This window comes from Mycobacterium sp. IDUB_19 (genome assembly GCF_055419445.1).
The window spans coordinates 70,974-94,177 of record NZ_JBVAXR010000020.1; the positions used below are offsets into that span (position 1 = coordinate 70,974).

The following is a 23,204-nucleotide window of genomic DNA, read 5'->3' on the forward strand; positions in this document are numbered from 1 at the left end:
TCCATGCAGAACCACAGCCTTGACGGCAATCTCGCCGAGATCAGCGATATCGACCGCACCATCTTGGACACCGCGCGGGCGGTCTTCGAGACCTACGGCGTGCGCCGGGCAAACATCGAGGACGTCGCGGCCCGCGCCGGGGTCAGCCGCAGCACCATCTACCGGCGCTTTCCCACCAAGGATGACCTGGTCGAACAGGTGGTGCGGCGGGAGGGTGAGCTCTTCTTCTCCACCCTGGACCGGGCAACCACCGGGTGCACTCCGGCCGAAGCGGTGATCGAGGCGTTCACGCTGGGTGTGCGCCTGGTCCAGGATTCGCCGCTGTATTCCCGGATCGTGGAAAGCGAACCGGAGCTGTTCGGTCTGTTCTCCCGATCGCACGTCTTCCCGATCGGCCAATTCGCCGGCGGGATCGCCCACACCCTGCGCCGATGCGGGGCCGACATTCCCGACGCCGACCTGGCCAACATCGCCGACATTCTGCTGCGCGTCGCGCTCGGCATCATCGTCTTCCCCACCGACCGGCTCGACATCACCGATCACGCCGCGGTCCGCGGGTACGCCGCCCGCTATCTGGTCCCGATCATCGGGGACTTGTCATAGCCCTGCACTAGCCTGTAACCGTGGCGCCGGTTCCACGGCTCCGGTACGCCAGTTGCGGCGAGATCGACATCGCCTATCAGGTCTTCGGCGATGGTCCAATCGACCTGCTGGTGCTGCCGGGCCCCCTAATTCCGATCGACTGCGTCGACAGCGAGCCGTCGATGTACCGCTTCCACCGTCGGCTTGCGTCTTTCAGCCGAGTGATCCGGTTCGACCAGCGTGGAATCGGCTTGTCGTCGCGGGTTCCCTCGCTGGACATGATCGGGCCGGAATTCTGGGCGCAGGACGCGATTGCCGTGATGGACGCGGTCGGATGCGAGCGGGCGACGATCTTCGCCCCCGGTTTCACGTCGTTGGCCGGGCTCGTGCTGGCCGCGGAATTTCCCGAGCGGGTGAACGACCTGGTGATCTTCAACGGTGCGGCACGGACGCTTCGCGGGCCCGACTACCCGATCGGCAGCGACGAGAGTGCCGCCGAGGCCTATACGACGGTCGGAGTCGAACCGGATGCCGTTGAGCAGGGCTTCGACATGCTCGGCATCATCGCTCCCTCCGTCGCCAGCGACGACGCGTTCCGCGCGTGGTGGGACCACGCAGGCAACCGGGCCGCCTCACCCAGCATGGCCCGCGTCTTCATTACGAAGCTCAGGCAGTCCGACGTCCGTGACACCCTGCCCCGCGTCGCCGCTCCGACGCTGATCCTGCATCGCGACAATGCCGAGTTCAGCCCCGTCGAGCATGGTCGGTACCTCGCTGAGCACATCGCCGGATCGCGCCTCGTCGAGCTACCCGGCGAAGACGCCCTGTACTGGGTCGGCGACACCGCGCCGATGCTCGACGAGATCGAGGAGTTCATCACCGGCGTGCGCGGCGGCTCGGATGCCGAACGCCTGCTTACCACGATCGTGTTTACCGACATCGTCAGCTCGACCGAGCGCGCCGCCCTGCTCGGCGACGATCGGTGGCGCGATCTGCTCGACAACCACGACACCATCGTGCGCCACGAACTGCAGCGATTCTCCGGCCGCGAAGTCAACACGGCCGGAGACGGATTCGTCGCCACATTCAGCAGCCCCAGCGCGGCGATCACATGCGCGGACGCCATCGTCGACGCGGTGCGGGTGCTGGGGATTGAGGTGCGGGTCGGAATCCACGCGGGTGAAGTGGAGGTGCGCCCCGGCGCCTTCAAAGACGATATCGCCGGCATGGCTGTGCACATCGGCGCACGCGTCGCCGCCCTTGCCGGCCCCAGCGAAGTACTGGTCTCCTCGACGCTGCGCGACATCGTCACCGGGTCACGGCATCGGTTCACCGACCGCGGCGAGAGCGCACTCAAAGGCGTGCCGGGCCAGTGGCGGCTGTACGCCCTGGTGAGCGAGCACGCCGTCGTCAAGCGTTAACGAAGGCCACATTTTCGGCGGGTCGAGGCACCCGGCGGCCGCGCGTAGGCTGCCGTTGGGGGACTGTCAGCGTCGCGGGTCCCGGATTTCGGCGTACAGCTTGATATTTGATCGAAGGAGTACGCATGACCGACGTGCACGTCTCGCTTCCGCCCGCATTGCGCCGAGCGCTGGATCTGCTTGCCGATCCGCCGGCGGATCCCGACGCTAGCAAGGGCTACCTCGATCTTCTCGGCACCGAGTCGCAGGACGTCCCGAAGAACACCGGCCCGATCCAGGCGGCGTGGGCTTCACCCATCGGGTCGATGCTCTACGACAACGCCCAGGCCTTCTCGCGTCGGCTGATCGCCGCGTTGCAACACCCCGCCGAGTGGCTGGACATTCCGCCGGGCGGGACCGTGCTCGATGTCGGCTCCGGTCCTGGCACCGTCACCGCGTCGCTCGCGCACGCGGCGGGCAAGGACGGACTGGCCTTGGGCGTGGACATTTCCGAGGCGATGCTGGCCCGCGCCGTCCGCAACGAGGCCAGCCCGCACGTCGGCTTCATTCGGGCTGACGCACAACGGCTTCCGCTGCGCGACGACACAATCGACGCGGTGGTCTCGATGGCCGTCCTGCAGTTGGTTCCGGATCCGTCGGCCGCCCTGGCCGAGATGGCGCGGGTGCTGCGCCCCGGCGGGCGCCTGGCCATCATGGTCCCGACCGCGGGGCGTGCCGCGCGGCTTTGGCAGCTACTGCCGAACATCGGGGCGCATGTGTTCGGCGAAGACGAAATCGGCGACATCCTGGAAGACAACGGTTTGGTCAGCGTGCGGGTGAAAAACCTCGGCACGTTCCAGTGGGTGCGCGCCAAAAAGGGCTGAGGCTCAGTTCCGTAACTAATCGTGTTTGAAAGCCGGGTGACCGCGCGCCAGCAGCGGCAACAGCGATTCGGGTGGCGCGATCCGGAAAAAGGCCGACGCGATCCGGTTGACCCGACCAGGGACGACGACGGCCTTGCCGGCGGCCAGCCCGTCGATCCCGGCCTGTGCGACCTTGTCGACGGGAATCCACATGATCCGCGGCAGGGCGGCTTCGGCCTCCTCTTTGTCGAAGCCGGCTGCTTCGCCGAATCCGGTGTCCACCGGCCCCGGGCACAGTGCCGTCGCGGTAACCCCGGTGCCGCGCAGTTCACCACGCAGGCTGTGGGTGTAAGACAACACGAACGCCTTGGCCGCGCCGTAGGCGGCTTGGCCCGGCAGCGGACCGAAGCCGGCCACCGACGAGACGTTCAGCAGGGCGCCGCGGCGGCGGTCGACCATTCCGGGCAGAAACCTGCTGCAGAGATCGACCACGGCGGCCACATCGACCTCGACGAGGTTAACCTCCTGCTCGGGAACCGATTTCGCGACGAGCCCGAGTGTAGAGAACCCGGCGTTGTTGATCAGGATGTCCGGAGTCAGGCCGAGTGCGGCGACCCTGTCCGGCAGCGCTGCCCGCGCGGATCGATCGGACAGGTCGGCGGGCAGCGGGTGCGCGCTGGGCCCCAGGCGGTGAGCGAGCTCGTCGAGGCGGTCGGCGCTGCGGGCTACCAACACAACCCGATAGCCGCGCCGCGACAGTATCCCGGCGAACTGTTCGCCGATGCCCGATGATGCGCCGGTGACGATGGCGGCGCGGTCGTTTCCTGCTGGTGGGAGAGCCATGCAGTGACCGTAGCGCTCTACTCGGAGCGTTGTGCCAGCATGGCGAGCTTGTCCATCGACTCGCGCAGCATCTCGGGCGTCGTCGAACGTGCCTTCTCCAGCCGCTTCGGGTCGGTCAGCGCGGTGAAGTCGTAGGTGTGCGTGACGGTCGTCAGGGTGGCGTTGATCTCGCTGAGCTCCCAGCGCCACAGGTGACCGGGCGGCTGCTTTCCGGGTTCGGCTGGACGCCAAGCGATCTTGGTGCCCTCGATGAATTCCACGACGTGGTTCTCCCGCACGGCACCGTTGGTCAACGTCGTCTTGAACACGTCGCCGACGCCGCGGACGCGCTGCCCGGGAGCAGACGACGCGAGGTTGTTGTTGCCGTCCCAGCTGGGCTGGCTGGACGGCTCGGCGATCAGTCCGAAGATTCGCCCGGCACTGGCCGAGACTGCGCGGGTAGCACTGACAATGCCTTCGGGATCCGTATCAGCCATCCGCCAATCCAAACACGTCGAACACGCCAATGGGGGCCGGCCTGGTGCCGACCCCCAAAGCGGCGTGCGGAAGCTCAGTGCACGCCGACCAATTCGGTCCGGCCCGACAGCGCCGCCTTGGCCTGACGGGTGGACTCGTCGGCGAGCACCTCGACTTCTCCGTCCCGGATGCCGTCGACGATTTGGCGCGCGACGTCTCGCGGGTCGTTCTTCGGTACAGAGAACTCGGAAGTCATGTCCGTGTCGGTGTAGCTCAGATGGACCGAGGTGACCAGCGTGCCCTGCTTCTCGAGCTCGATGCGCAGCGAGTTGGTCAGCGACCAGAGGGCGGCCTTGGAGTCGCCGTAGCCACCGAAGCCGCCCACCCACGACAAGACGGAGCTGATGTCCACCAGCGCTCCACCGCCGTTTTCGGCGAGGATCGGGGCGAACGCCTGGGCCACCCGAAGCGCACCGAAGTAGTTGGTCTCGAACACCTCGCGGACCTCGTCGATGTCACTCGTGAGCAGCTTGGCCGCACCGAGGACGCCGGCGTTGTTGACCACGATGTCGGCGTCCGATGCCGTAACAGCCAGCGCAGCAACCGAATCCGCCTCGGTGACGTCGAGCGCGACGCTCACGACACGAGGGTCCGCGCTGGGCTTGGGCGTGCGCGCCGTGGCGTAGACCTTGGCCGCGCCCCTGCGCAGAAACTCGTCCACGATGGCCTTGCCGAGCCCGCGCTGTCCGCCGGTGACCACGACCGTCGAGCCTTTGATGTTGACCATGATCCAAACTCCTGGACTTAGGTGAAATAACTTTGTCTCTGTCAAGTTAGTTGCCGGCTGCGACATAGTCAAGTAATATTTGGGTATGTCTGAATGGTCTGCGTCACAGCGCTTCGAACTCGCGACGGCGCCCGGCGGTCTCGGGCTGGTCCACGATTTCCTGAACACGGTCCACGGGCCCGATCTCCTGACCGATGCCGCGCTCGCGCGGGAGTGGTTGACCGGTGCGGTGCAGACGTGGTCCGCGCTGCGCGGCGTCCCCGCCGACCCGCCGGCACTGACCGAGGCGGACCTGCCGAAGCTTCGCGCCCTGCGCGGCACCATCACGCAGCTGGTACGCGGGGAAGCGGCCACCGGGCCCGGGACGGCCGCGATTTCGGCGGCGATCGCGGTGTCCGACACCGGTGAGGTTCGGCTGGAACCCGCCGGCAGCGGCTGGCGCTGGCTGGCCTCGGCGCTGTGGGGTGAGATCTTGCTGAGCCAGCAGGCCGGCACCTGGCGACGGCTGAAGCAATGCCACAACGATCCGTGCGAATCGACTTTTTACGACCGCTCGAAGAACAACAGCGGCGTGTGGTGCAACGTGAAGACGTGCGGCAACGTCGCCAATCTGCGGGCCTCGCGGGCGCGCCGGCGCGAGCGTGAGCGCGCCGGCGAAAACAACGGGCTCAGCTGAACACCGGGAGTAGGTGCAACAGGACGTTCGCCGAGCTGATCCCAACCTCTTCGACGAAGAGATTGAAGCCGACGCCGGAGTCGACGCCTGCCAGGTCGGAGACCGCGCGGATCACCAGCCAAGGGACTCCGGTGAAAACAATCGTGTGGCAACGAAATCGGTCAGCCAGCAGCGTGGCCACCAGCCCGGTGTTGACCTTGCCCATACCGGCTGCCGCCAGCACCACCCGATGTCCGTCGAGTTCGCCGGTGTCGAAGGTGGTGTGTCCGATCTGTTCGCGGTCATCGCCCGACAGGACGCTGCGCAAGTAAGCCCACTCTTGCGGGATTGCACAAATGGCGCCGATCGTCACCGCGATCCGCTCGGGCGCAACTGGAACTCCCGTCGCCGGTCACTGACACCGCCGGCGATTGTATCGACCCGGTCAGGGATTCAGCAGCGCTCCGCGCCCGGGCGCATGACGCGCGAGTCAGCTCCCTGCTCGCGTGACCTGCTCCTGAGCACAGCGTGCAGCGCGTCGCAGGCGCGGGCTTTGATCGGGCCCACTACGTCGAGGTTGGTAGAGCCCTGGTTGATCAAGGTCTGCAGTGTTGCCACAGTCGGACCCCTCCTCCGTCGGCCTAGTCAGCCGACTTGTCAATTGGACCGCAGCTGTTTTACAAGTGTGCAGCAAGCGGGTAAACGCCGCGATAATGCGGTTTGTGGCTTAGCACACACTCGCGGTCGTCGCGGCGGGCTCGTCACACCTACGCGGCGCCGGAACCGTCGAAAATGGCGCTGTCACAATGGAAGTCCGCCAACATTGGCGGCAATCGCTTACCAGTCTGCCACATGTGCGCGGTCCCCGTCGCCGTGCGCATCCGATTCCCTGCCGACGGACTGTTAGGTTGCCTATATGTCTGACGAGATGCTCTGTACTGATTACCGACGCCTCGAATCGGTCTACGGGCCGCTGGCCCAATCAATCCGTCGGCTCGTCGACCTCAGCATCCGGACCGAAGCCGACCCCGCGACGGTGGCTGCGGCAAAGGCCAAAATCGATAGTGCCGCAGATGAATTGGGCGCCTCGGCGCGGCCGGGAACCTTCGGCGTGCAGCTCACGCCGGACGGCCAGACGATCGCGTGGGGCAATGCGGTGGTCGGTCTGCGTAACCCGCTCGCCCCACCGCTGGTGCTCCACCACGACGCGGACGGACTGGTGTGGTCGGAGTTCACTCTCGGCGCGGCATACGAGGGCCCGCCGGAGCACGTGCACGGCGGGGTGTCTGCCCTGATCCTCGACCACGTGCTGGGCGCGACCGCCCACCAGCCGGGCCAACCTGCCTACACCGGCACCCTCACGTTGCGCTACCGGCGCCGCACCGCACTCGGCCGCCCATTACGGGCGGAAGCGCACGTCGAGCGCACCGAAGGCGTCAAGACGTACTCCGTCGGCCATATCGCCGACGCGGACGCTGTCACCGTGGAGGCCGAGGGCGTATTCATCAGCCCCAAGCAGTGAACGTCATGGCGTCATGGCGGCCCGCTCCACGTCGAGCAGCTGCTCGCCGTGGCGTTCCTCGTCGTAGGCCTTGCGGCCGCCCCGCAGGCCGAACAGCCGCTTGGAGAGCAGCAGGTAGATCACCGCGAGGATGTTGATGCTGAAGGTGACCACGCGGGTCATCGTGATGCCCTTGGCCAGGTCATGGATCTCCAACGGTAAGAAGACCGTGGTGGCGATCACCGCGAAGTATTCGCCCCAGCGCTTGAGTAACCACAGACCGACGGCCTCGAGGACCTCGATCAGCGCATAGGCGGTCAGCATCAGCGTCAGCAGGGCCAACGTGGAAGGTTTGGCGGCCAGCGCCTTTTCCAGCTCGTGTACGACCGTCATCTGGTCGACCTTGAATCCGGCGGCCCGCAAAATCGGCAGGTCGCGATCGAGGGTGGCTTGAATGGATCCCCGCGCGCCGCGGAACGTCCACACCGCGTACGCCGCGAGCGCGATCACCACCGCCCGGAACAGGCGTTCGACCGCGAGCACACGAATGATGATGGCCTGCCGTAAAGCCTTGCCGCGCATAACCATCGGAGAATCTTCGGCGTGGCCGCGGCCGTGTGGCACCCCGACGGTGAATTCCCCGCAGCGCAGACACCGCCACACTTCGCCCAATCCGGTAGTGCCGCTGAGCCGGTCGGCAAGCGCCTGCTCATCGGGCGCGTAGGTGACATGGCCCGCGAGCGCGCAGGTGACCAACTCCCAGCGGTTGATGCCGCGATCTTTACGCATGGCCGATCATTCAACGCCGACAGCAAACGATGCAAGAGGGCGCGCGCACCATTATCGGGCGTGGTTTTAGAACCGCGGGCGGCTGCGCGGCCGCTGCGGTACCGAGCTCACCGTGCCCAGCAGAGCCGCGAACTCGGCGATGGGGCGCTCATCGATGTGTTCGACGGCAGCGACGATGTCGGCCCGCAGCGCCTCGTCGCAGAAGGGTTCGGCGAGCCAACCAAACTTGTCCACGACGCGCGCCCACGACATCGGCCGGGTCGGTGACCCCTCGTAATCGCTTTCCTCGCGCGTGAATTCCCGTCCGTCGTGGGTGAGGACATGCACCCGAGTCGCGGTCCGTTGCGGATAGTCCGCGGTCAGGTCGGCTGCCGCGATGACGTCGACCCGCGCCAGCAGCTCCTGGACATCGCTGCGCAGAACACGCTCGGTCTCGAGCTGTTCGGGACCCACCCCACCGTCGAGCAATGCGACCGCGCCGAGGTACTTGAGGTTGTAGTCCGCCTGTTCCTTGGTCTGCGGATGATCTTTGTTGCCGTAGGCTCCCCCGCCGGCGATGTCGTACGCGGTCTGAAAGATCTCGATCCTCACCCGTGCGACGTCGTCGCCGCGCAGACGGTTGTCGGACCGGATCGCCAGGAGCGCGTCGATGATGGCCTGCCCGTGGATCAGTGCGCAGTACTGCTTGAGATAGGTCTGTTCGACCGACGTGAGCCCGCGGTCGGCGGTGTTGAAATCGATTGGCTGATCAAAGAGTTGCACCAGTCCGTGCGGGCCTTCGAACAACGACTTGGGCCCGGTGATCCCACGGCCGGCCAAGATCGTCGTGTACACCGCGCGCATGCCGGTGATGGCCGGCGAGATGCCCTTCCACGTTGAAACCGGCTCGGTGTGAACCGCAGCCAGGGATACATTGTCGGCCGCGGCGGCGGCGATGGCGTTAGCGGTACGTTCGGCGTCCAGGCCGAGCAGTTTCGCCGATCCCGCGGCGACGGACATCGCCAGCTGCAGCGCGTGGTTGAGGCCGCGCGCCATCACGGGAACCTGTGCGCTGAACCGGCATTGGACCTCGTAGGCGACCGCGAGGGCAAGCAGGAAATCGGCTCCCGTGGCGTCGACGTGCTCGGCCACCGCCAGAACCGCTCCGAAGTTGTCAGCCGGGTGGCATAGGCCCCCCACGGTCAGATAGGTGTCGAGCAGATCGGGATAGCGCACCAGCACGGCATTGAAGAACGCCGCCTGATCCACCGAGGAGCGGCCACCGCCGACGAGCGTCGCCGAGGCGGCGCCGCTGAACTGGCCGGTGTGTTCCCGGATCGTCGCGATGAGCTCGCCGTCGAGTGAACCGACGGCGCAGGCGATGCTGTCGAGCACGTTGCGTTTGAGCAATGCCCGCGGACGTTCGCTCAGGTCGGACTGCTGCGCACCGACGACGAAGCCGGCAAGATCGTCCACAACATAGTTCTGCCCCACGAGTTCTCGCCCTTCCGCCGGCACCTGAAGAGCTTAGGCCCGACGACGATGCGCGCCACTGCGCTCCTCGAGGTCCACCACCGCCGGATGCTGCTGAGCTTCGCTGATTGCCGTGGTTTCTTCGGTGAGCTTGTCGCCGATGGCCTTTATCTGCCGGGCGCTGAGCGGAGACAGCGGATGCACGGCGACCATCAGGGCGACGTGGCCGCGATGGTCGAAAACCGGTGCGGCGATGGTCACCACGGGCTGCTTGCGGCGACCGGGATTGTCGTCGGACAGGAAGCCGATGGTGGTGAACTCGACCAGCAGCTGGTCCAGAATGTGGCGCACCGGAGTCGGCATCTCGTTGCTGTCCAATGTGCCGACCACCTGGACGGCCTGGGCCAGCGCCGGCGTTGTCCAGTCGACGTCGAACCCACGCTCGCGAGTGTGCGCCAAGACGTGTTCCAGCCGCTCGGTGCGATCGGCGCTGCTGCCGGCACCGCGACGAATCCACGCACGCTGTTCTTCGTCGGTGTCCCAGGCGGCGAACGCGACGCCGAACGGCGGCGTGTACGGGATGCGATCACCCGGTATGCCCGCGGGCTGGGTGGCGGGATCGCCCTCAAAAGCCGTGACTACCAACGAATCACCGAACCGCTCGACGACCGATCCGGCATAGCCGACCTCACGTGAAAGTCGCAGCGCCGCAGAACGCGCGGCGTGGGCCAGCGGCCGGGCGGTGTCCATCCGCGCGGCCACCACCGCCAGCGCCGGGCCCAGGGAGAAGGTCTTCGCGACGGGGTCCCGGCTCGCCCAGCCCCGGTCGCACAGTGTCTTCAGGATCGCGTGCACCGTCCCCTGCGTCAGGTCGAGCTCACGCACGATGTCGGAGAACCGCATCCGCGTATTTCCGGACCGCGCCAGCAGCTCGACAACGTCGAGCACCCGCGCGGTCGGCGCCGAGGTGGATCCGCGAATGGCTTGACTCCTTTGTGACCGGGTTCCTACAGTTATAGCGAACATTCGACAGATTAACTCGATTATTCGAGAAAATGAGGCAGACGCTTTGCGCGCTGTGGTTTTGAGAGACGGTCGGCTAGCGGTCCGCGAGACGGCAGACCCCGAGCCCGGGCCGGGTGAGTTGTTGCTGCGCACGCTCAGCACCGCGATCTGTGCCTCGGATGTGCATTTCATGGACCACCCGGAACTCGCGATCGACGATCCGACCGGACGCTCGTTGTATGACGCGGATCGCGACATCGTGCTCGGACACGAATTCGTCGGAGAGGTCATTGCGCACGGGCCCGGCTGCTCGGATCAGCTTGCCGTCGGCACGCGGGTGACGTCGATCCCGATACGCCTGGTCGACGGCGGCGCCGGCGGCGTGCGGATCATCGGCCAGCATCCCGAGGCGCAGGGGAGTTTCGGTGAGCTGCTGGTGATTTCGGAGGTGGCAGCCAAAGCCGTCCCCGGTGACGTCGCCAGCGACGCCGTCGCGTTGGTCGATGCCTTCGCAGTCGGCGAGTTCTACGTGAGATCGGCAGATGTCCAAGTGGGCGAGGTTGCCCTCGTCATCGGCGCGGGAGCGATCGGCCTCTCGGCCGTCGCCGCCTTGTCATCTCGCGGCATCGAGCCGGTCATCGTCGCGGACTTTCACGCCGACCGTCGCGCGCTCGCCCACGATCGCTTCGGCGCACACATTGCCGTCGATCCCGCTGAGAAATCGCCGTTCGACGCATTCCGAGAGGTTCGTGCCGAACGCGGATTGCCCGGCCCGGCAGTCGTATTCGAGTGCGTCGGCGCCCCCGGGCTGATCCAGAGTCTCGTCGAATCCGCCGAGATGTCCACTCGTATCTACTGCGCGGGCGGTTGGTACACCGGGGACACCCTGGACATCACCACCGCGACCCGCCAAGGCGTCACAATCCAATTCGGCGGCGGACCGCACCCCCAGGATTGGTACGGAACGCTCGATGCCATCGCGTCGGGGCAGCTGGATCCGCTGCCCAGCGTCGGGAAGGTCATCAACCTCGACGAGGTTCCCGACGCACTCGACCAGGCCCGTCGGTCCGACGGGCCGCCGCGCATCGTGGTCCATCCGAACGGAGACATCGCATGACCGAACGAGACGACCGTCAGGACATCTCCGATCTGCTGGTGCGTTACGCCACCGGTATCGATCGTCGCGACTGGCCGTTGTTCCGCACCGTGTTCACCGACGACTGCGAACTCGACTACGGCGAGATCGGAACCTGGCAGGGCGTGGACGCGGTCACCGAGTTCATGGACACGACGCACGCGATGGCGGGGCAGACCCTGCACCGCTTGACCAACCAGGCCATCACGCTCGATGGCGACAAAGCATCGGCCCGCACTTATATCGACGCGGTAATCATGTTCGGCGACAACCAATCCGGCGTCAACGCATGGGGTTTCTACGACGATGAGATCGTCCGGACCGCCGATGGCTGGCGCATTGCGCGACGCCGGTTCACCCAGGTTCGCATCACGACGTTCGGCCCGTAACGGAGCAGGAGTATTCAGGTGACATTCGCAACCAAATACGGACCGTGGGCACTCGTGGCGGGCGCCTCCGACGGCGTGGGTGCGGCATTCGCGGCGGGCCTGGCCGACCGCGGTGTCAACGTCGTGCTGTTGGCCCGACGCCAAGCGGTGCTCGACGACGTTGCGGCCCAGATCGAATCTCGAACGCCTGTCCAAACCCGCACTCTCGCGATCGATCTCGCCCAGCCGAACGCGGCCACCGCAGTCGCCGAAGCCACCGGCGACCTGGAGATCGGCTTCTTCGTGTACTGCGCGGGTGCGGATCCGAATTACGAACCCTTCCTTGCCAATCCGATCGAGGCCGCCGAGGCGATGGTGCAGCGCAACTGCATGGTGCCGATGCAACTGTGCCATCACTTCGCCCCGGCAATGGTCGAGCGCGGCAGCGGCGGCATCGTCATTTTCGGATCCGGCGCGGGATTGGCCGGGGGACCCAACATGGTCGCCTACGGCGCCACGAAGGCGTTCGACATGGTCTTCGCCGAAGCGCTCTGGGCGGAATTGCACGACAAAGGCGTCGACGTCCTGGGCCTCATTCTGGGCAAGACCAACACGCCCGCCTTACGAGAACTCGAATACAGCCGCGGCAATATCAGTTCGCCCGACGCGGTGCCCGAGGGTGCAGCCAAGGTTGACGACGTGATCGCGGAGGCGTTCGAGAACCTGACCAAAGGGCCGACGTGGATGGTCGGTGACGACATGCGCGCCGCCCTGCAATTGACGGCTTCACTGACCCGCAAGCAGATTGTCGAACTTTTCGCCCAGGCCGCGGCCGCGGCGATGGGGCCGGACCACTAACGGCTTAACCCGCCGCGCCGGCCGTCGGGGAACCGCAGCCCCCAGCAATGCGTCGTAGTGGATGTTGACCTTCCACGGTTGCTGCACAGGCGTGTCACCGAACACTCCCTCGAACCTATCCCAAACCCCACGGAGTCCCCGCAAGCCCGCTAGATCGGTTTGCCAAAATCTGAAGTTAGCTGGGCCTAACTTTTGAGATTGACCACTCTGGCCAGCAAATATAACGAGGCTAGCGGCGCTGGTCGGCGCGCTCACAACGTTGCTGGACAGGGGTAAAGAGGGTACCTTTGGCGAGCAGGTCAAGCCGCGACCGCGAGCCCAGTAGCCATTCATGATCGGCACCCACAGTGAAGGATGACGATGCTCGCCACTGACAGGCCCGCCGCCTCGATTCCGACGGCGTCCCGCTCGCCGCGGCGAACTCTCTCCCGCTCGGCGGTGACCACCGCGATATTCATCGCGCCCGCGGTCGTGGTCCGGGTCATGGGTCTGCATCCAGACCCGGTCGCAGCCCTATTGATCTTCGGTGCTGCCGTCGTGTCGGCCAGCTTCTTGCTGGCGTGGGCCGCGGAGGCCGCGCAGATCGACGTCTCCGGCGGCCTGGCGATCGCGGTGCTCGCCTTGGTCGCGGTGCTTCCCGAGTACGCCGTCGACCTCTACTACGCGTACGTGTCGGGCCATAACCCCGAATACACGCAGTACGCGGCGGCCAACATGACCGGATCCAACCGGCTGTTGATGGGCCTGGGGTGGCCGGTCGTGGTGTTGGTCAGCATGTTGGTGGCGCGCAGGGCCGGCACCGCCAAACCCAGCGGCTTGGCGCTGGAGCCCGCCAATCGCGTCGAACTCGGGTTCCTGCTGATCGCCGGAGTGGCCGCATTCGTGATACCTGCCAGCGGCGAGATCCACCTCGCGCTGGGGTTGGCGCTGCTGGCGTGGTTTGGTTTCTACCTGTACAAGGTCAGCCACGGCGACGTCGAAGAACCCGATCTGGTCGGTACCGCCGCCGCCCTGGGCGAGCTGTCGGACCGGAGCCGCCGCGTTGTCGTCGTCGGCCTGTTCGCGGTGTCCGGGGCAGTGATCCTGTTGTGCGCCAAACCGTTCGCCGACAATCTGGTCGCGGCCGGCACCGAGCTGGGCATCGACCGGTTCCTACTGGTGCAGTGGCTCGCCCCGCTGGCCTCTGAGGCGCCCGAGTTCATCATCGCGACCATCTTCGCCTCCCGCGGCAAGGGCACAGCGGCCATCGCCACGCTGATCTCGTCCAAGGTCAACCAGTGGACACTGCTGATCGGATCGCTCCCGCTGGCCCACCTGCTGGGCGGTGGCAGTTCCTCGCTGGTGCTCGACTCCCGCCAGATCGAGGAAGTCTTGCTCACGGCCTGCCAGACGCTGATGGGTGTCGCGGTGATCCTGGCGCTGCGCTTCCGCCGAGCTGCCGCCTGGACGCTGCTGGGATTGTTCATCATTCAGTTCCCGCTCACCTCAACCCCGGCACGGCTCGTCCTCTGCGGCGTCTACGCCGCGATAGCGATCGGCGCGCTGATCATCAACCGCCGTCATCTGGCCGCCACCCTGCGGGCGCCGTTCATCGGGACAGCCATCCGGCACGCCGGTCATCCTCACCATCCGTCCGAGGAGCCGGCACTCCCGGCGTAGCACGCGCCAACTACTCGCGGGGCTGCGTATACGGTCCAGGTATGAATCGAGTCTCGGTAATCACCGGCGGTGCGGGTGGCATGGGTCTGGCGACGGCCAAGATCGTCGGCCGCGACCACACCGTAGTCCTCTGCGATGTCAGGCAAGACCCGCTGACTGCCGCGGCCACCACCCTGGAAGACCTCGGGATCACCGCCACGGTCGTCCACGCCGACGTCACCGACCGCCGCGCGGTCACGGCGCTGTTCGATACCGCAACCAGCCTCGGGCCGCTCGCCTCGGTCATCCACACCGCGGGGGTGAGTCCGAGCATGGGCCCAGCCGACTACGTAATGCGGACCAACGCAATCGGCACCGTCAACGTCGACGAGGTGTTCTACACGACGGCAGGCGAGGGCTCGGTGATCGTCAACGTCGCATCGATGGCCGCCCACATGTTGCCCGCGGAAATGATTCCGACAGCGCAATTCCCACTGGCCCTTACCGATGGCGACGCATTCATGGACGCGATGATGACGGCCTGCGAAATCGCCCCGGAGGATGCGCGATCCGGAATCGCCTACGCCATGAGCAAGAGCTTCGTGAAGTGGTACAGCCAGTCGCAGGCCGAGCGATTCAACGCGCGGGGATTGCGCATCGTCTCGGTGTCTCCGGGGTCCATCGACACCGAGATGGGCCGGCTCGAGGAGCAGGCCGGCGCCGGCGCGATGGTGGCCAACGCCGCGGTGCCGCGGTGGGGCAAGCCGGAAGAGATGGCCGAGCTGCTCGCCTTCTGCGCCAGCGACAAGGCGGGCTACCTCACCGGCACCGACATCCTCAACGACGGTGGGGTCATCGCCTCGATGACCGAGCGGGCCCGGGTGGCCGCCGGCAGCTAGACCAGCGCGCCCACGACTCCGCTAACTATGCTGAGCAAATGCCGCAGCGGGTGTTGCGCGATCGCCTGATCGATCTCGAAGTTCCGGGCCAGGACGTGGCGCGCGGCCGGGCGCTGCGCAAGACCGCCCCGCGGCGTTCCCTCGCACAGTTGACTCCCGCGACGCGATCCGCCACGGAAATTCTCGTCGACCAAAACGCCGGGCGCCTAAGCGAACTCGTCCCGCTCCGGTTCGCCCGGATGCTTGCCGACCCGTTTTCTTTCTACCGAGGTTCCGCAGCCGTCATGGCTGCCGACCTCGCCGCGAGTCCGTCGAGCGGGATCGAGATCATGTGTTGCGGTGATGCGCACGTCTCGAATTTCGGCCTGTACGCCGCCCCGCATCGGTCGATTGTTTTCGACCTGAACGACTTCGACGAGGCTGCAGTCGCACCCGGCGAGTGGGACGTCAAGCGACTGATCACCAGCGCGATCATCGGCGGCCGCCATGTCGGGTACCCGGCCAAGGCCATCCGCCGATGCGTCGAACAGGCAGTCGTGGGATATCAAACCAGCCTGCAGGCAATGCTCGAGGAAATGGACGTCCTGGACCGTTACTACCTGCGGGTAGAACCCGAGCACTACACCGGGAAGATCTCCAAGGGCCTGCAGGCAGTGATTCAAGAGACGATATCCCGGGCGCGCACCCGGACATCGGCACGAGTATTCAAGCAAATCACTGAGATTGGGCCCGACGGGACGCCACGCCTGCGGGAAGCACCCCCCGTCCTGCAGCACGTGGACGAGGACGTCGAAGCCCCGTTGATGGAGTCGATCCAGGAGTATCTGACCGCGGTCCCGGCTGACATCGCCCTGCTGCTGTCGCACTTCCGAGTCACCGACCTCGCGTTACGGGTGGTGGGCGTCGGCAGCGTGGGCACCCGCTGTTACTTGGTCATCTTGGTTGGCCCCAACGACGCGCCGTTGATCCTGCAGATCAAGGAAGCCACCCGGTCGGTACTCGAAGAATATGGCGGTTGGGGCCAGCCCGACTCGCTGACCGCCGCAGTCGAGGCCAAAGGTCAGGGGGTGCGCGTCACCGACGGCCAGTTGATCCTGCAGGCAATGTCGGACGTGTTTCTCGGGACGACCCGCAAGGACGGCCGCGACTACTACGTTCGCCAATTCCACGACATGAAGGGCAGCATCGATATCGAAGGCATGTCGCCTGCCACGTTCGCCGAGTACGTCAGGGCGTGCGCGGTGCTGCTGGCCCGGGCGCACGCGCAGAGCGCGAATGCGTCCATCTTGCGCGGCTACGTCGGCACCAGCAGCGCCGTACACGACGCGGTCTCGGAGTGGTCGTATGCCTACGCCGACAAGTCACTTGACGACTTTCACCAATTGCGCGCGGCGGCCAAGACCGGCGGCATCGAGGTTGCCGACGATCCCGCCCGATGACGGCGTGGCGCGTTGTGCGCGCCGCCTACGCCGACCTGACTTCCGGTGAATTAATCCGCGGGGCAATCGATTTCGGAGTCGGCTCGCCGTCACCCCCGCCCGGAGGCGCCCCGGTGCGGTGCAACCAGTCTCGCGGTCGCAGCCGCCAGGTCCGGCGCGCATATTCCAGCTCGGTGTACGGCCATTGGGTGACGATGCGGCCCGTCGGCGAACGAAAATAGCTGTCACACTGGGTCCAGATGGTGCGCTCCAAGTCCGCGGAAAGCCCGTCGTTATACCGCTTTTCGGCCTCGGGACGTACATCGAGATAGCCGCCTCGACGCGCCAGCCTGGTCGCCGCGCTGGCTACCAGTCGCGCGCCGGCCTCCAGGATGTAGACGATCGAGTTGCCGCCTTGGTTGGTGTTGGGGCCGTACAACATGAAAAAGTTCGGGAATCCGCCGACAGCCACGCCCAAGTAGGCGCTCGGATCGTCGCCCCATTGCTCGTGCAGGCGCTGCCCGCCGCACCCGACCACATCGATACCCGACAGGTAACGCGACGTCTCGAATCCAGTGGCCAGCACGATCGCGTCTACGTCGACGACATCGCCCGCGGCGGTGACGACCGATGTCTCGGTGATCCGCTCGATGGGGTCGGTGACGAGCGCGACGTTGTCTTGCTGCAACGCGCGGTAGTAGTCGTCGCCGAGCAGCACCCGCTTACAACGGAACGGATAGTCCGGCGTCAGGGCTCGGCGAAGCCCCGGGTCGGCTACGGTGCGCTCCATAAACGACGTGGCAACCTGACTGCGGGCCGCGACCACCGGGTCGTCGGCGAAGGTCGCGGTGTTGTCGTGCTGGAACTTCCAGATCTGCCAGCGGGTGCGGAGCACCGCGAGCGGATTGCGCCGGAATTGCGCCAAATCCGTTGCACTGTAGGGGCGATCGTCTTTGGGAACCATCCATGGCGGTGTGCGCTGAAAAACCGTCACCTGTGCCGCGGCCTTCGCCAGTTCGGGAACAAGCTGTACTCCACTGGCGCCCGTGCCGATCACCGCAATCTTCTTGCCCGCCAGCGCGATGTCGTGATCCCACTGTGCGGTGTGCATGACGAAGCCACCGAAATCGCTCAAGCCCGCGATATCGGGAAGCTTCAACGACCCGAACAGGCCGACCGCGCACACCACCACGTCGACGGTCAGTGTGCTCGTGTGACCGCCGCGCTCGATCGTGCAGTCCCAGCTCCAGGTATCGGCATTCCATTCGACGGAGCGCACGCTGGTCTCGAGTTGCAGGTGACGGCGCAGGTCGAACTCGTCGGCCACCGACTCCACGTAGGCAAGAATCTCGGGCTGCCGAGCGTAGGTCCGGCTCCAGGATTTGTTGGGCGCGAACGAGAATGAGTACAGGTGACTTTGGATATCACACGCGGCGCCGGGGTAGGTGTTGCGCCGCCAGGTTCCGCCGACGCCGTCGTCGGCCTCGAGGATCACCAGGTCGTCGATGCCGGCCCGGCGCAGCGCGACCGCCGCGCCCAGCCCGCCGAATCCGGCGCCGATGATCGCTACCTTGGGTGAGCGTCGGCCGCGGGTGGCCGCCCGGATCCGGCCGAGCAGATACTTCACGGCCCGGCCTCGCCGCCGCGAATGTCGAGGCCCGCCATATCCCCTTGCGCCCGCCAGTCCTCCAAGATGTCGGCGTATTCGGTAGGCGTGCCGAAGAAGAAGCTGCCCTGTCGTGTCTTGGCGTCCGCCTTGCCCTCGCGGTTGTAGTAACCGGGAGTGCAGGTCTTAGCGCGCTCGGCGGTCGCGGTCGACCGGGTGACCACCATGTCGACCCAGCCGGCTTCGGCTGCCGGCGATGCCTCGACCTCGGTGGCGCCGTGCTCGAGGGCCCAGGCGATGATCCAGGCAGCGTGGCTGGCTTGCACATCAAGCAGGTACGGGAAGTTCACCGTCAACCCCGCTTGAGAGATGCTTTCGATGAAGCAGTTCGGGAAACCGTTGGCGCACAAGCCCTGGAAGGTGCGCACACCGCCGTTCCAGCGCTCGGTCAGGGTCACCCCGTCGCGTCCGATCAGCTCGAACCCGGTGCGACGGCTGTAGTCGGTGCCCACCTCGAAGCCCGTTGCGAAGATCAGGCAGTCGAGCTCGTAGGTCACTCCGTCGACGATGACGCCGGACTCGGTGATGCGCTCCACGCCACGACCGCGGGTGTCGACCAGGGTGACGTTGTCGCGATTGAAGGTTTGCAGATATTCGTCGTGAAAGCAGGGGCGTTTGCAGAAGTAGCCGTACCAGGGTTTGAGCGCCTCGGCGGTGGCGGGGTCGGCCACGATCTCGTCTACGCGGGCGCGGATCTCCGCCATTTTGGCGAAGTCCGCGAGCTCGATCTCGCGGCCGCGCTGCTCGGGGTCCACCGACCCGTTGCTGTCATGACGCATGACCGGTAGCTTGCGGGTGATGCTCGTCCAGGCATCGGCGACGAGATCCTCGGGCGCCTGCCCGCCGGCGGTCAGGATCTGAAAGTTCTGGATGCGCTGGCGCTGCCAGCCCGGCTGTAATGTGTTGACCCACTGGGGATCCGTGGCCGAATTGGCGCGCACGTCGACCGAAGATGGCGTGCGCTGGAAGACGTAGAGTTGCTGCGCGGCGGCACCCAGGTGCGGCACACACTGGACCGCTGTCGCGCCGGTGCCGATGACCCCGACCCGCAGACCGGACAGGTTCTCCAGCTTCTCGCCGGTGTAGCCGTAATCCCAGCGGCTGGTGTGGAAGGTATGACCGCGAAACGCTCCGAGGCCGGGAATCCCCGGCAGTTTGGGTTTGGCTTGATATCCGTTGGCCATCGAGACGAACTTGGCCCGCATCTCGTCGCCCCGGTTGGTGCGGATGACCCAGCGGGATTCCGCCGGTTCCCAACGGATTTCCTGCACATCGGTGCTCAGGCACGCGTCGCGGTACAGGTCGTACTGATGCGCGATGCGCCGGCAGTGCGCAAAGATCTCCGCGCCCTTGGCGTATTTCTCCGCCGGGATGTAGCCGAGTTCTTCCAGCAGCGGGATGTACACATAGGACTCGACGTCGCAGGCGATCCCCGGATACCGATTCCAGTACCAGGTGCCGCCCACGTCGGCGGCCCGGTCGATCAACCGCACACTTTTCACACCGAGCTCGCGCAGCCGAGCCCCCGTCAGTAGCCCGCCGAATCCGGCGCCCACGATCGCCACGTCGACCTCGTCGGTGCGCGGCTCGCGGGTGAATTCCTGGTCGGCCCAGGGATCTTCGGCGAAGCGGGCGAAGTCACCGGCGATTTCCACGTACTGGTCGATCCCGTCGGGGCGCAACCGCCGCGCGCGCTCTTCGGCATACTTGCGCCGCAGCGCATCGACATCGAACGCGCACCCAACAGTCTCGGTCAAGTCCCGACTCCGCTCTTCGTGAATCGACTCTATAATCAATCGCTTGATCGTATCAAGGAGATACCGGCTGCTGGTCGAACATGACGCCCCTGACCAGCACTTTCGCCGAACTCAGCGCGGCTTGGTAGTCCGCCGGGGGCAGCGTGGCTGCCACCTCGGTCAGGCCGTAGACGAGCGCGTAGATCGCCGCGACGACGGCCCGCGAATCCAGATGGTCGCCCAGCTCGCCACGCTGGCGGGCGTCCTCGACGACGCCCTCGATGATTTCGCGGAAGGCCTCGAACCCGGGATTCCTCGGTTTTCCGCGGGCTTTGCGCCGGTCCGGGGCCGCAATGGTTTCCGCCCGGATCGCAAACTCGAAGGCGGCCAGGTCCGGGTACTCACGCATCAGTTGGCCGGATTCGTCGAGCACCGCTTCAATTCGGTCGACGATGTCGCCGGGGCGTTGCGCCGCCTGTCGCAGCCGTGGCATGGCCGTGTCGGTTCTGGCCGCGATGGCCGCCTTGATCAGTTCGGACTTGTTCGGAAAGTAGTTGTACAGGCTGGCGCTGGTCATGTTGGCCATGCGGGCGATCTCACGGATCGTCGCCTTTGCGTAGCCGACCTCCGCCACACATTTCATCGTCGCGGCGATGATGCGGCGGCGGGTCTCTTCACCGCTAGCGCCGACGGGGCGGCCCAGCTGTGTCCTCGCGCGCATAGTTGCCCACCCTTCGACCGCGGGCGCAGTACATCGTCGAATATATTTGACCAACCAGGTAATCCCGGAGGTGAGCTGCCGTGAACCTCGCGTTGGGGGAATTCTCGCGCACAATCGACTTGGCCGGCGTATTCGTCAATGCCGTGCTGGGTGGCGTCGTGGCCCGCGAATTCCGCATGGACCCTGTGGGATTCGTTGCGCTCGCGATCCTGTCGGGACTCGGCGGCGGCCTGATCCGCGACACTCTGCTGCAGCACGGACCGCCGGTGGCATTGACGGACACGCTCTACGTGGTGGTTGCTGTGGCGGGAGCGGCGGTCGCGTTCTTGATACCGCTGCACGCCCGACTGTGGTCCCTGACCTATCCGGTCGTCGATGCGCTGGCGTTGGGCACCTGGGCGGTGGCCGGCGCGGAGAAAACATTGGCATCCGGATTGACTTGGCTCCCAGCGATTTTGCTCGGCACGATCAGCGCCGTCGGCGGCGGAGCGCTGCGTGACCTGGCGGTGAACCGCACACCGGCGATCTTCGGAGGCAATACTCTTTACGCAACGCCGGCGGTGGCGGCCAGCGGTACCGTGGTTCTGCTCTCCCGTTATGGTCTGGCGCTGCAGGGAGAACTGGCGGGAATTGCCGTCGGCTCATGTCTGTGCCTGCTGGCCAGATGGCGCGGCTGGCGGCTCGGCGAGAGCTTGACCACGGACTACTACGTGACGCGGCGCAAGCGGGCGTGGCGCATCCGGGTCGGCGCGCGGGTACGCCGCCGCGACGAACCGTGACTCAGCTGGGCCGCCCGGCGGGAGCGGATAGCGAGGAAACCCGCCGAAGGATCATCACCGCCGCGATGCGCTGCGTGGCCGAAGTCGGCTATTCGCAAGCGACCATCCGCGAGATCGCTCGAGCCGCCGACATGACCAGTGGCAGCCTGTACCACTACTTTCCGAACAAGGCAGAGCTGCTCAACGCGACCGGCGAGGAGATCGACGAGATCGTCGCACCGCGGCTGCGCGCGGCAGCGGCACAGCACGACGACGTCAACGACCGAGTCGACGCGGTGCTCGACGAATCGACTCGGCTGGTCCGCGACTATCCGTACCTGACCGGCTTCTTGCGGGCGCTGCGCGCCGCCAGCACGGCGAAATCCCCAGGATCCAAGGCGTTGCACGACGTCGTCTTCGAGATCGTCGACGATGCCCGGCAACGCGGGACGCTGTCCGCCGAAGCCGACACCCGGTCGAGCGTGGAAGCGATCTGTGCGCTGACCCGGGGCCTGTCGGAGCAGGCGGACAGCCTGCCGCCGGCGACCTACCACGCCGCGCTGAGTTCAGCCAAAAGCCTTGTCCGGGGAACGCTGTTCACGCAGCGCGTCACCAAGCGTCCATAATGCCACCCCGATCAGCACCAGGTCCTTGAGCAGGAACTGGCCCGGTAGTGCCGACAGCACGGGCAGACCGGCGGCGTGGGTCGAGACCACGCCGGGAGTGGTGAACAAAAAGCTCAGCGTCCCCATGAACAGCAGCACAGCCAACGCGCTTCCAATCGCCGACACGCCTGGCCATAGCGGGCGCAACGCAATGAGAAGTGCGGCAACGATTTCCATCGTGCCCAGCCCGCGGGCAACGGTGGTGACGCTGAATACGTCGTAGACCCAGCTCATCAGCGGGTTATGTTCGATCAGTACCCGGGATTCCATCTTCACGTACTTGCCGAACCCAATCCAGGCCAAGACGATGACCAGTCCGTAACGACTGATCAAGCGGCCCAATCGGATCAGGGATTCCGACAAGGTTTGACTTTCTCCGGCGGCGGTGCGGCTTGCAGTCATCAGGTGAAGTCCTTCGGCGAGCGGGGCTGATCCTCGTCAAGGAGCCACGATCTAGGCCGCGTTCGCGTTCACTGTCGCGCGGCGTAGCGATCGCGGAGTCTGGCCAGCGTCGACTCAATGCCCTTCGCATTGGCTTTCGCGAAACCCATCCGCTCGTAGTACTTCAGTTTCTTCTTCAGCGCGCCCGCGTCGCGGTAGTCGAATGTCTCGGTGACCCTGGTCAGCGTGGGCGAGAGCGGCTCGAACTTCCAGCGCCAGCGGTGACCCAGCGGATGACGCCATTCGATCAATTCGTGCGGCTTCAGCTCGGTCACCGTGCTGGTAATGCGATATGGCAGGCCCAACATCTTCATGCTCGTCGAAAACTTCGAACCCACCACCAGTGCCTCGGGCACTTTGATGTTGCCCTGGACGGTGCCCGATCCGTCCAGTTCGGCATGACGTTGGGGATCGGCGGCCAGCTCGTAGAGCTCCGCGGCCGGCGCGGCCACGTCCACCGAACGGCTTACCTGATGGGGCCCCGCGTCGACAATGACGACAGTCATGACCTTCTCCTTCCGCCTACCCGGCAGCGTAGCCCCGCCTAGTCCTGCGGCTCCGGAATGTT

Annotated in this window: 26 protein-coding genes; 13 read left to right on the forward strand and 13 right to left on the reverse strand. The window is 65.9% G+C overall.

Annotated features, from left to right (window positions below):
- Positions 1–3 precede the first annotated feature (3 nt).
- The 3 genes from ACZY0B_RS16940 (at position 4) to ACZY0B_RS16950 (ending at position 2,866) form a co-directional block, all read left to right on the forward strand.
- Entirely contained in the window at positions 4–603 is a 600-nt protein-coding gene (locus tag ACZY0B_RS16940) for a TetR/AcrR family transcriptional regulator (protein WP_463765299.1), read from the forward strand.
- Positions 604–623: 20 nt separating this feature from the next.
- On the forward strand, positions 624–2,003 hold the full coding sequence (locus ACZY0B_RS16945) for an adenylate/guanylate cyclase domain-containing protein (protein ID WP_463765300.1): 1,380 nt from the start codon (positions 624–626) through the stop codon (positions 2,001–2,003).
- A gap of 125 nt (positions 2,004–2,128) precedes the next feature.
- Positions 2,129–2,866, forward strand: coding sequence for a class I SAM-dependent methyltransferase (locus ACZY0B_RS16950; protein WP_463765301.1), 738 nt, complete (start codon positions 2,129–2,131; stop codon positions 2,864–2,866).
- 15 nt (positions 2,867–2,881) lie between these two features.
- Here ACZY0B_RS16950 and ACZY0B_RS16955 read toward each other — a convergent pair whose 3' ends face one another.
- From ACZY0B_RS16955 to ACZY0B_RS16965, 3 genes are all read right to left on the reverse strand, one after another.
- Complete coding sequence (locus ACZY0B_RS16955) at positions 2,882–3,688, reverse strand: SDR family NAD(P)-dependent oxidoreductase (RefSeq protein ID WP_463765302.1); 807 nt, start codon at positions 3,686–3,688, stop codon at positions 2,882–2,884.
- Between the two features lie 17 nt (positions 3,689–3,705).
- Positions 3,706–4,164 (reverse strand): SRPBCC family protein, encoded by a 459-nt coding sequence (locus tag ACZY0B_RS16960; RefSeq protein ID WP_463765303.1) that lies wholly within the window; start codon positions 4,162–4,164, stop codon positions 3,706–3,708.
- Positions 4,165–4,238: 74 nt separating this feature from the next.
- The gene (locus ACZY0B_RS16965) at positions 4,239–4,931 is read right to left on the reverse strand and encodes an SDR family oxidoreductase (RefSeq protein ID WP_463765304.1); all 693 of its coding nucleotides are present in this window, start codon (positions 4,929–4,931) and stop codon (positions 4,239–4,241) included.
- Positions 4,932–5,016: 85 nt separating this feature from the next.
- Between ACZY0B_RS16965 and ACZY0B_RS16970 the strand changes: the two genes are divergently transcribed.
- Positions 5,017–5,607, forward strand: coding sequence for a CGNR zinc finger domain-containing protein (locus ACZY0B_RS16970; RefSeq protein WP_463765305.1), 591 nt, complete (start codon positions 5,017–5,019; stop codon positions 5,605–5,607).
- Here ACZY0B_RS16970 and ACZY0B_RS16975 read toward each other — a convergent pair.
- The gene (locus ACZY0B_RS16975) at positions 5,600–5,965 is read right to left on the reverse strand and encodes a phosphorylase family protein (RefSeq protein WP_463765323.1); all 366 of its coding nucleotides are present in this window, start codon (positions 5,963–5,965) and stop codon (positions 5,600–5,602) included. The two genes, ACZY0B_RS16970 and ACZY0B_RS16975, sit on opposite strands and share 8 nt — an antisense overlap.
- A gap of 74 nt (positions 5,966–6,039) precedes the next feature.
- Positions 6,040–6,204 carry a hypothetical protein gene (locus ACZY0B_RS16980; RefSeq protein WP_463765306.1) on the reverse strand — a complete coding sequence of 55 codons (165 nt, stop codon included), beginning with the start codon at positions 6,202–6,204 and terminating at the stop codon, positions 6,040–6,042.
- A 298-nt stretch (positions 6,205–6,502) separates the two neighbouring features.
- Between ACZY0B_RS16980 and ACZY0B_RS16985 the strand changes: the two genes are divergently transcribed.
- Positions 6,503–7,108 (forward strand): PaaI family thioesterase, encoded by a 606-nt coding sequence (locus ACZY0B_RS16985; protein ID WP_463765307.1) that lies wholly within the window; start codon positions 6,503–6,505, stop codon positions 7,106–7,108.
- A 3-nt stretch (positions 7,109–7,111) separates the two neighbouring features.
- On the opposite strand, the gene ACZY0B_RS16990 is transcribed toward ACZY0B_RS16985, so the two are convergent.
- The 3 genes from ACZY0B_RS16990 to ACZY0B_RS17000 all read right to left on the reverse strand — a co-directional run bounded on the left by ACZY0B_RS16990 (position 7,112) and on the right by ACZY0B_RS17000 (position 10,276).
- Positions 7,112–7,876 carry a DUF2127 domain-containing protein gene (locus tag ACZY0B_RS16990; RefSeq protein ID WP_463765308.1) on the reverse strand — a complete coding sequence of 255 codons (765 nt, stop codon included), beginning with the start codon at positions 7,874–7,876 and terminating at the stop codon, positions 7,112–7,114.
- Between the two features lie 66 nt (positions 7,877–7,942).
- Complete coding sequence (locus ACZY0B_RS16995; RefSeq protein ID WP_463765324.1) at positions 7,943–9,331, reverse strand: MmgE/PrpD family protein; 1,389 nt, start codon at positions 9,329–9,331, stop codon at positions 7,943–7,945.
- A 51-nt stretch (positions 9,332–9,382) separates the two neighbouring features.
- The gene (locus tag ACZY0B_RS17000; RefSeq protein ID WP_463765325.1) at positions 9,383–10,276 is read right to left on the reverse strand and encodes an IclR family transcriptional regulator; all 894 of its coding nucleotides are present in this window, start codon (positions 10,274–10,276) and stop codon (positions 9,383–9,385) included.
- 130 nt (positions 10,277–10,406) lie between these two features.
- Here ACZY0B_RS17000 and ACZY0B_RS17005 point away from each other — a divergent pair, with 130 nt between their 5' ends.
- The 6 genes from ACZY0B_RS17005 (at position 10,407) to ACZY0B_RS17030 (ending at position 16,670) form a co-directional block, all read left to right on the forward strand.
- Positions 10,407–11,450: a zinc-binding dehydrogenase gene (locus ACZY0B_RS17005; RefSeq protein WP_463765326.1), complete on the forward strand. Its 1,044-nt coding sequence runs from the start codon at positions 10,407–10,409 to the stop codon at positions 11,448–11,450.
- Positions 11,447–11,857, forward strand: a complete 411-nt coding sequence (locus ACZY0B_RS17010; protein WP_463765309.1) for a nuclear transport factor 2 family protein — start codon at positions 11,447–11,449, stop codon at positions 11,855–11,857. Before ACZY0B_RS17005 ends, ACZY0B_RS17010 begins: the two co-directional genes overlap by 4 nt.
- 18 nt (positions 11,858–11,875) lie before the next feature.
- Positions 11,876–12,694, forward strand: a complete 819-nt coding sequence (locus ACZY0B_RS17015; protein WP_463765310.1) for an SDR family NAD(P)-dependent oxidoreductase — start codon at positions 11,876–11,878, stop codon at positions 12,692–12,694.
- A 354-nt stretch (positions 12,695–13,048) separates the two neighbouring features.
- Positions 13,049–14,353: a sodium/calcium exchanger protein gene (locus ACZY0B_RS17020; RefSeq protein ID WP_463765311.1), complete on the forward strand. Its 1,305-nt coding sequence runs from the start codon at positions 13,049–13,051 to the stop codon at positions 14,351–14,353.
- Between the two features lie 41 nt (positions 14,354–14,394).
- Entirely contained in the window at positions 14,395–15,231 is an 837-nt protein-coding gene (locus ACZY0B_RS17025) for an SDR family oxidoreductase (RefSeq protein ID WP_463765312.1), read from the forward strand.
- Positions 15,232–15,269: 38 nt separating this feature from the next.
- The gene (locus tag ACZY0B_RS17030) at positions 15,270–16,670 is read left to right on the forward strand and encodes a DUF2252 domain-containing protein (protein WP_463765313.1); all 1,401 of its coding nucleotides are present in this window, start codon (positions 15,270–15,272) and stop codon (positions 16,668–16,670) included.
- A 25-nt stretch (positions 16,671–16,695) separates the two neighbouring features.
- On the opposite strand, the gene ACZY0B_RS17035 is transcribed toward ACZY0B_RS17030, so the two are convergent.
- The 3 genes from ACZY0B_RS17035 to ACZY0B_RS17045 are packed head-to-tail and all read right to left on the reverse strand — an operon-like array spanning position 16,696 to position 20,772.
- Positions 16,696–18,276 (reverse strand): flavin-containing monooxygenase, encoded by a 1,581-nt coding sequence (locus ACZY0B_RS17035; protein ID WP_463765314.1) that lies wholly within the window; start codon positions 18,274–18,276, stop codon positions 16,696–16,698.
- A complete protein-coding gene (locus ACZY0B_RS17040; protein ID WP_463765316.1) occupies positions 18,273–20,072 on the reverse strand; it encodes a flavin-containing monooxygenase in 1,800 nt (599 codons plus the stop codon). The genes ACZY0B_RS17035 and ACZY0B_RS17040 overlap by 4 nt, the downstream gene beginning before the upstream one ends.
- A 52-nt stretch (positions 20,073–20,124) precedes the next feature.
- Positions 20,125–20,772: a TetR/AcrR family transcriptional regulator gene (locus ACZY0B_RS17045; protein WP_463765317.1), complete on the reverse strand. Its 648-nt coding sequence runs from the start codon at positions 20,770–20,772 to the stop codon at positions 20,125–20,127.
- Positions 20,773–20,852: 80 nt separating this feature from the next.
- Between ACZY0B_RS17045 and ACZY0B_RS17050 the strand changes: the two genes are divergently transcribed.
- Positions 20,853–21,551, forward strand: a complete 699-nt coding sequence (locus ACZY0B_RS17050) for a trimeric intracellular cation channel family protein (RefSeq protein ID WP_463765318.1) — start codon at positions 20,853–20,855, stop codon at positions 21,549–21,551.
- A complete protein-coding gene (locus ACZY0B_RS17055) occupies positions 21,548–22,156 on the forward strand; it encodes a TetR/AcrR family transcriptional regulator (RefSeq protein ID WP_463765319.1) in 609 nt (202 codons plus the stop codon). Before ACZY0B_RS17050 ends, ACZY0B_RS17055 begins: the two co-directional genes overlap by 4 nt.
- Here the strand turns inward: ACZY0B_RS17055 and ACZY0B_RS17060 are convergent.
- Together ACZY0B_RS17060 and ACZY0B_RS17065 are read right to left on the reverse strand one after the other, a co-directional pair.
- Positions 22,097–22,597 (reverse strand): DUF417 family protein, encoded by a 501-nt coding sequence (locus ACZY0B_RS17060; RefSeq protein WP_463765320.1) that lies wholly within the window; start codon positions 22,595–22,597, stop codon positions 22,097–22,099. The two genes, ACZY0B_RS17055 and ACZY0B_RS17060, sit on opposite strands and share 60 nt — an antisense overlap.
- 68 nt (positions 22,598–22,665) lie before the next feature.
- A complete protein-coding gene (locus tag ACZY0B_RS17065; protein ID WP_463765321.1) occupies positions 22,666–23,142 on the reverse strand; it encodes an SRPBCC family protein in 477 nt (158 codons plus the stop codon).
- Positions 23,143–23,204 lie beyond the last annotated feature (62 nt).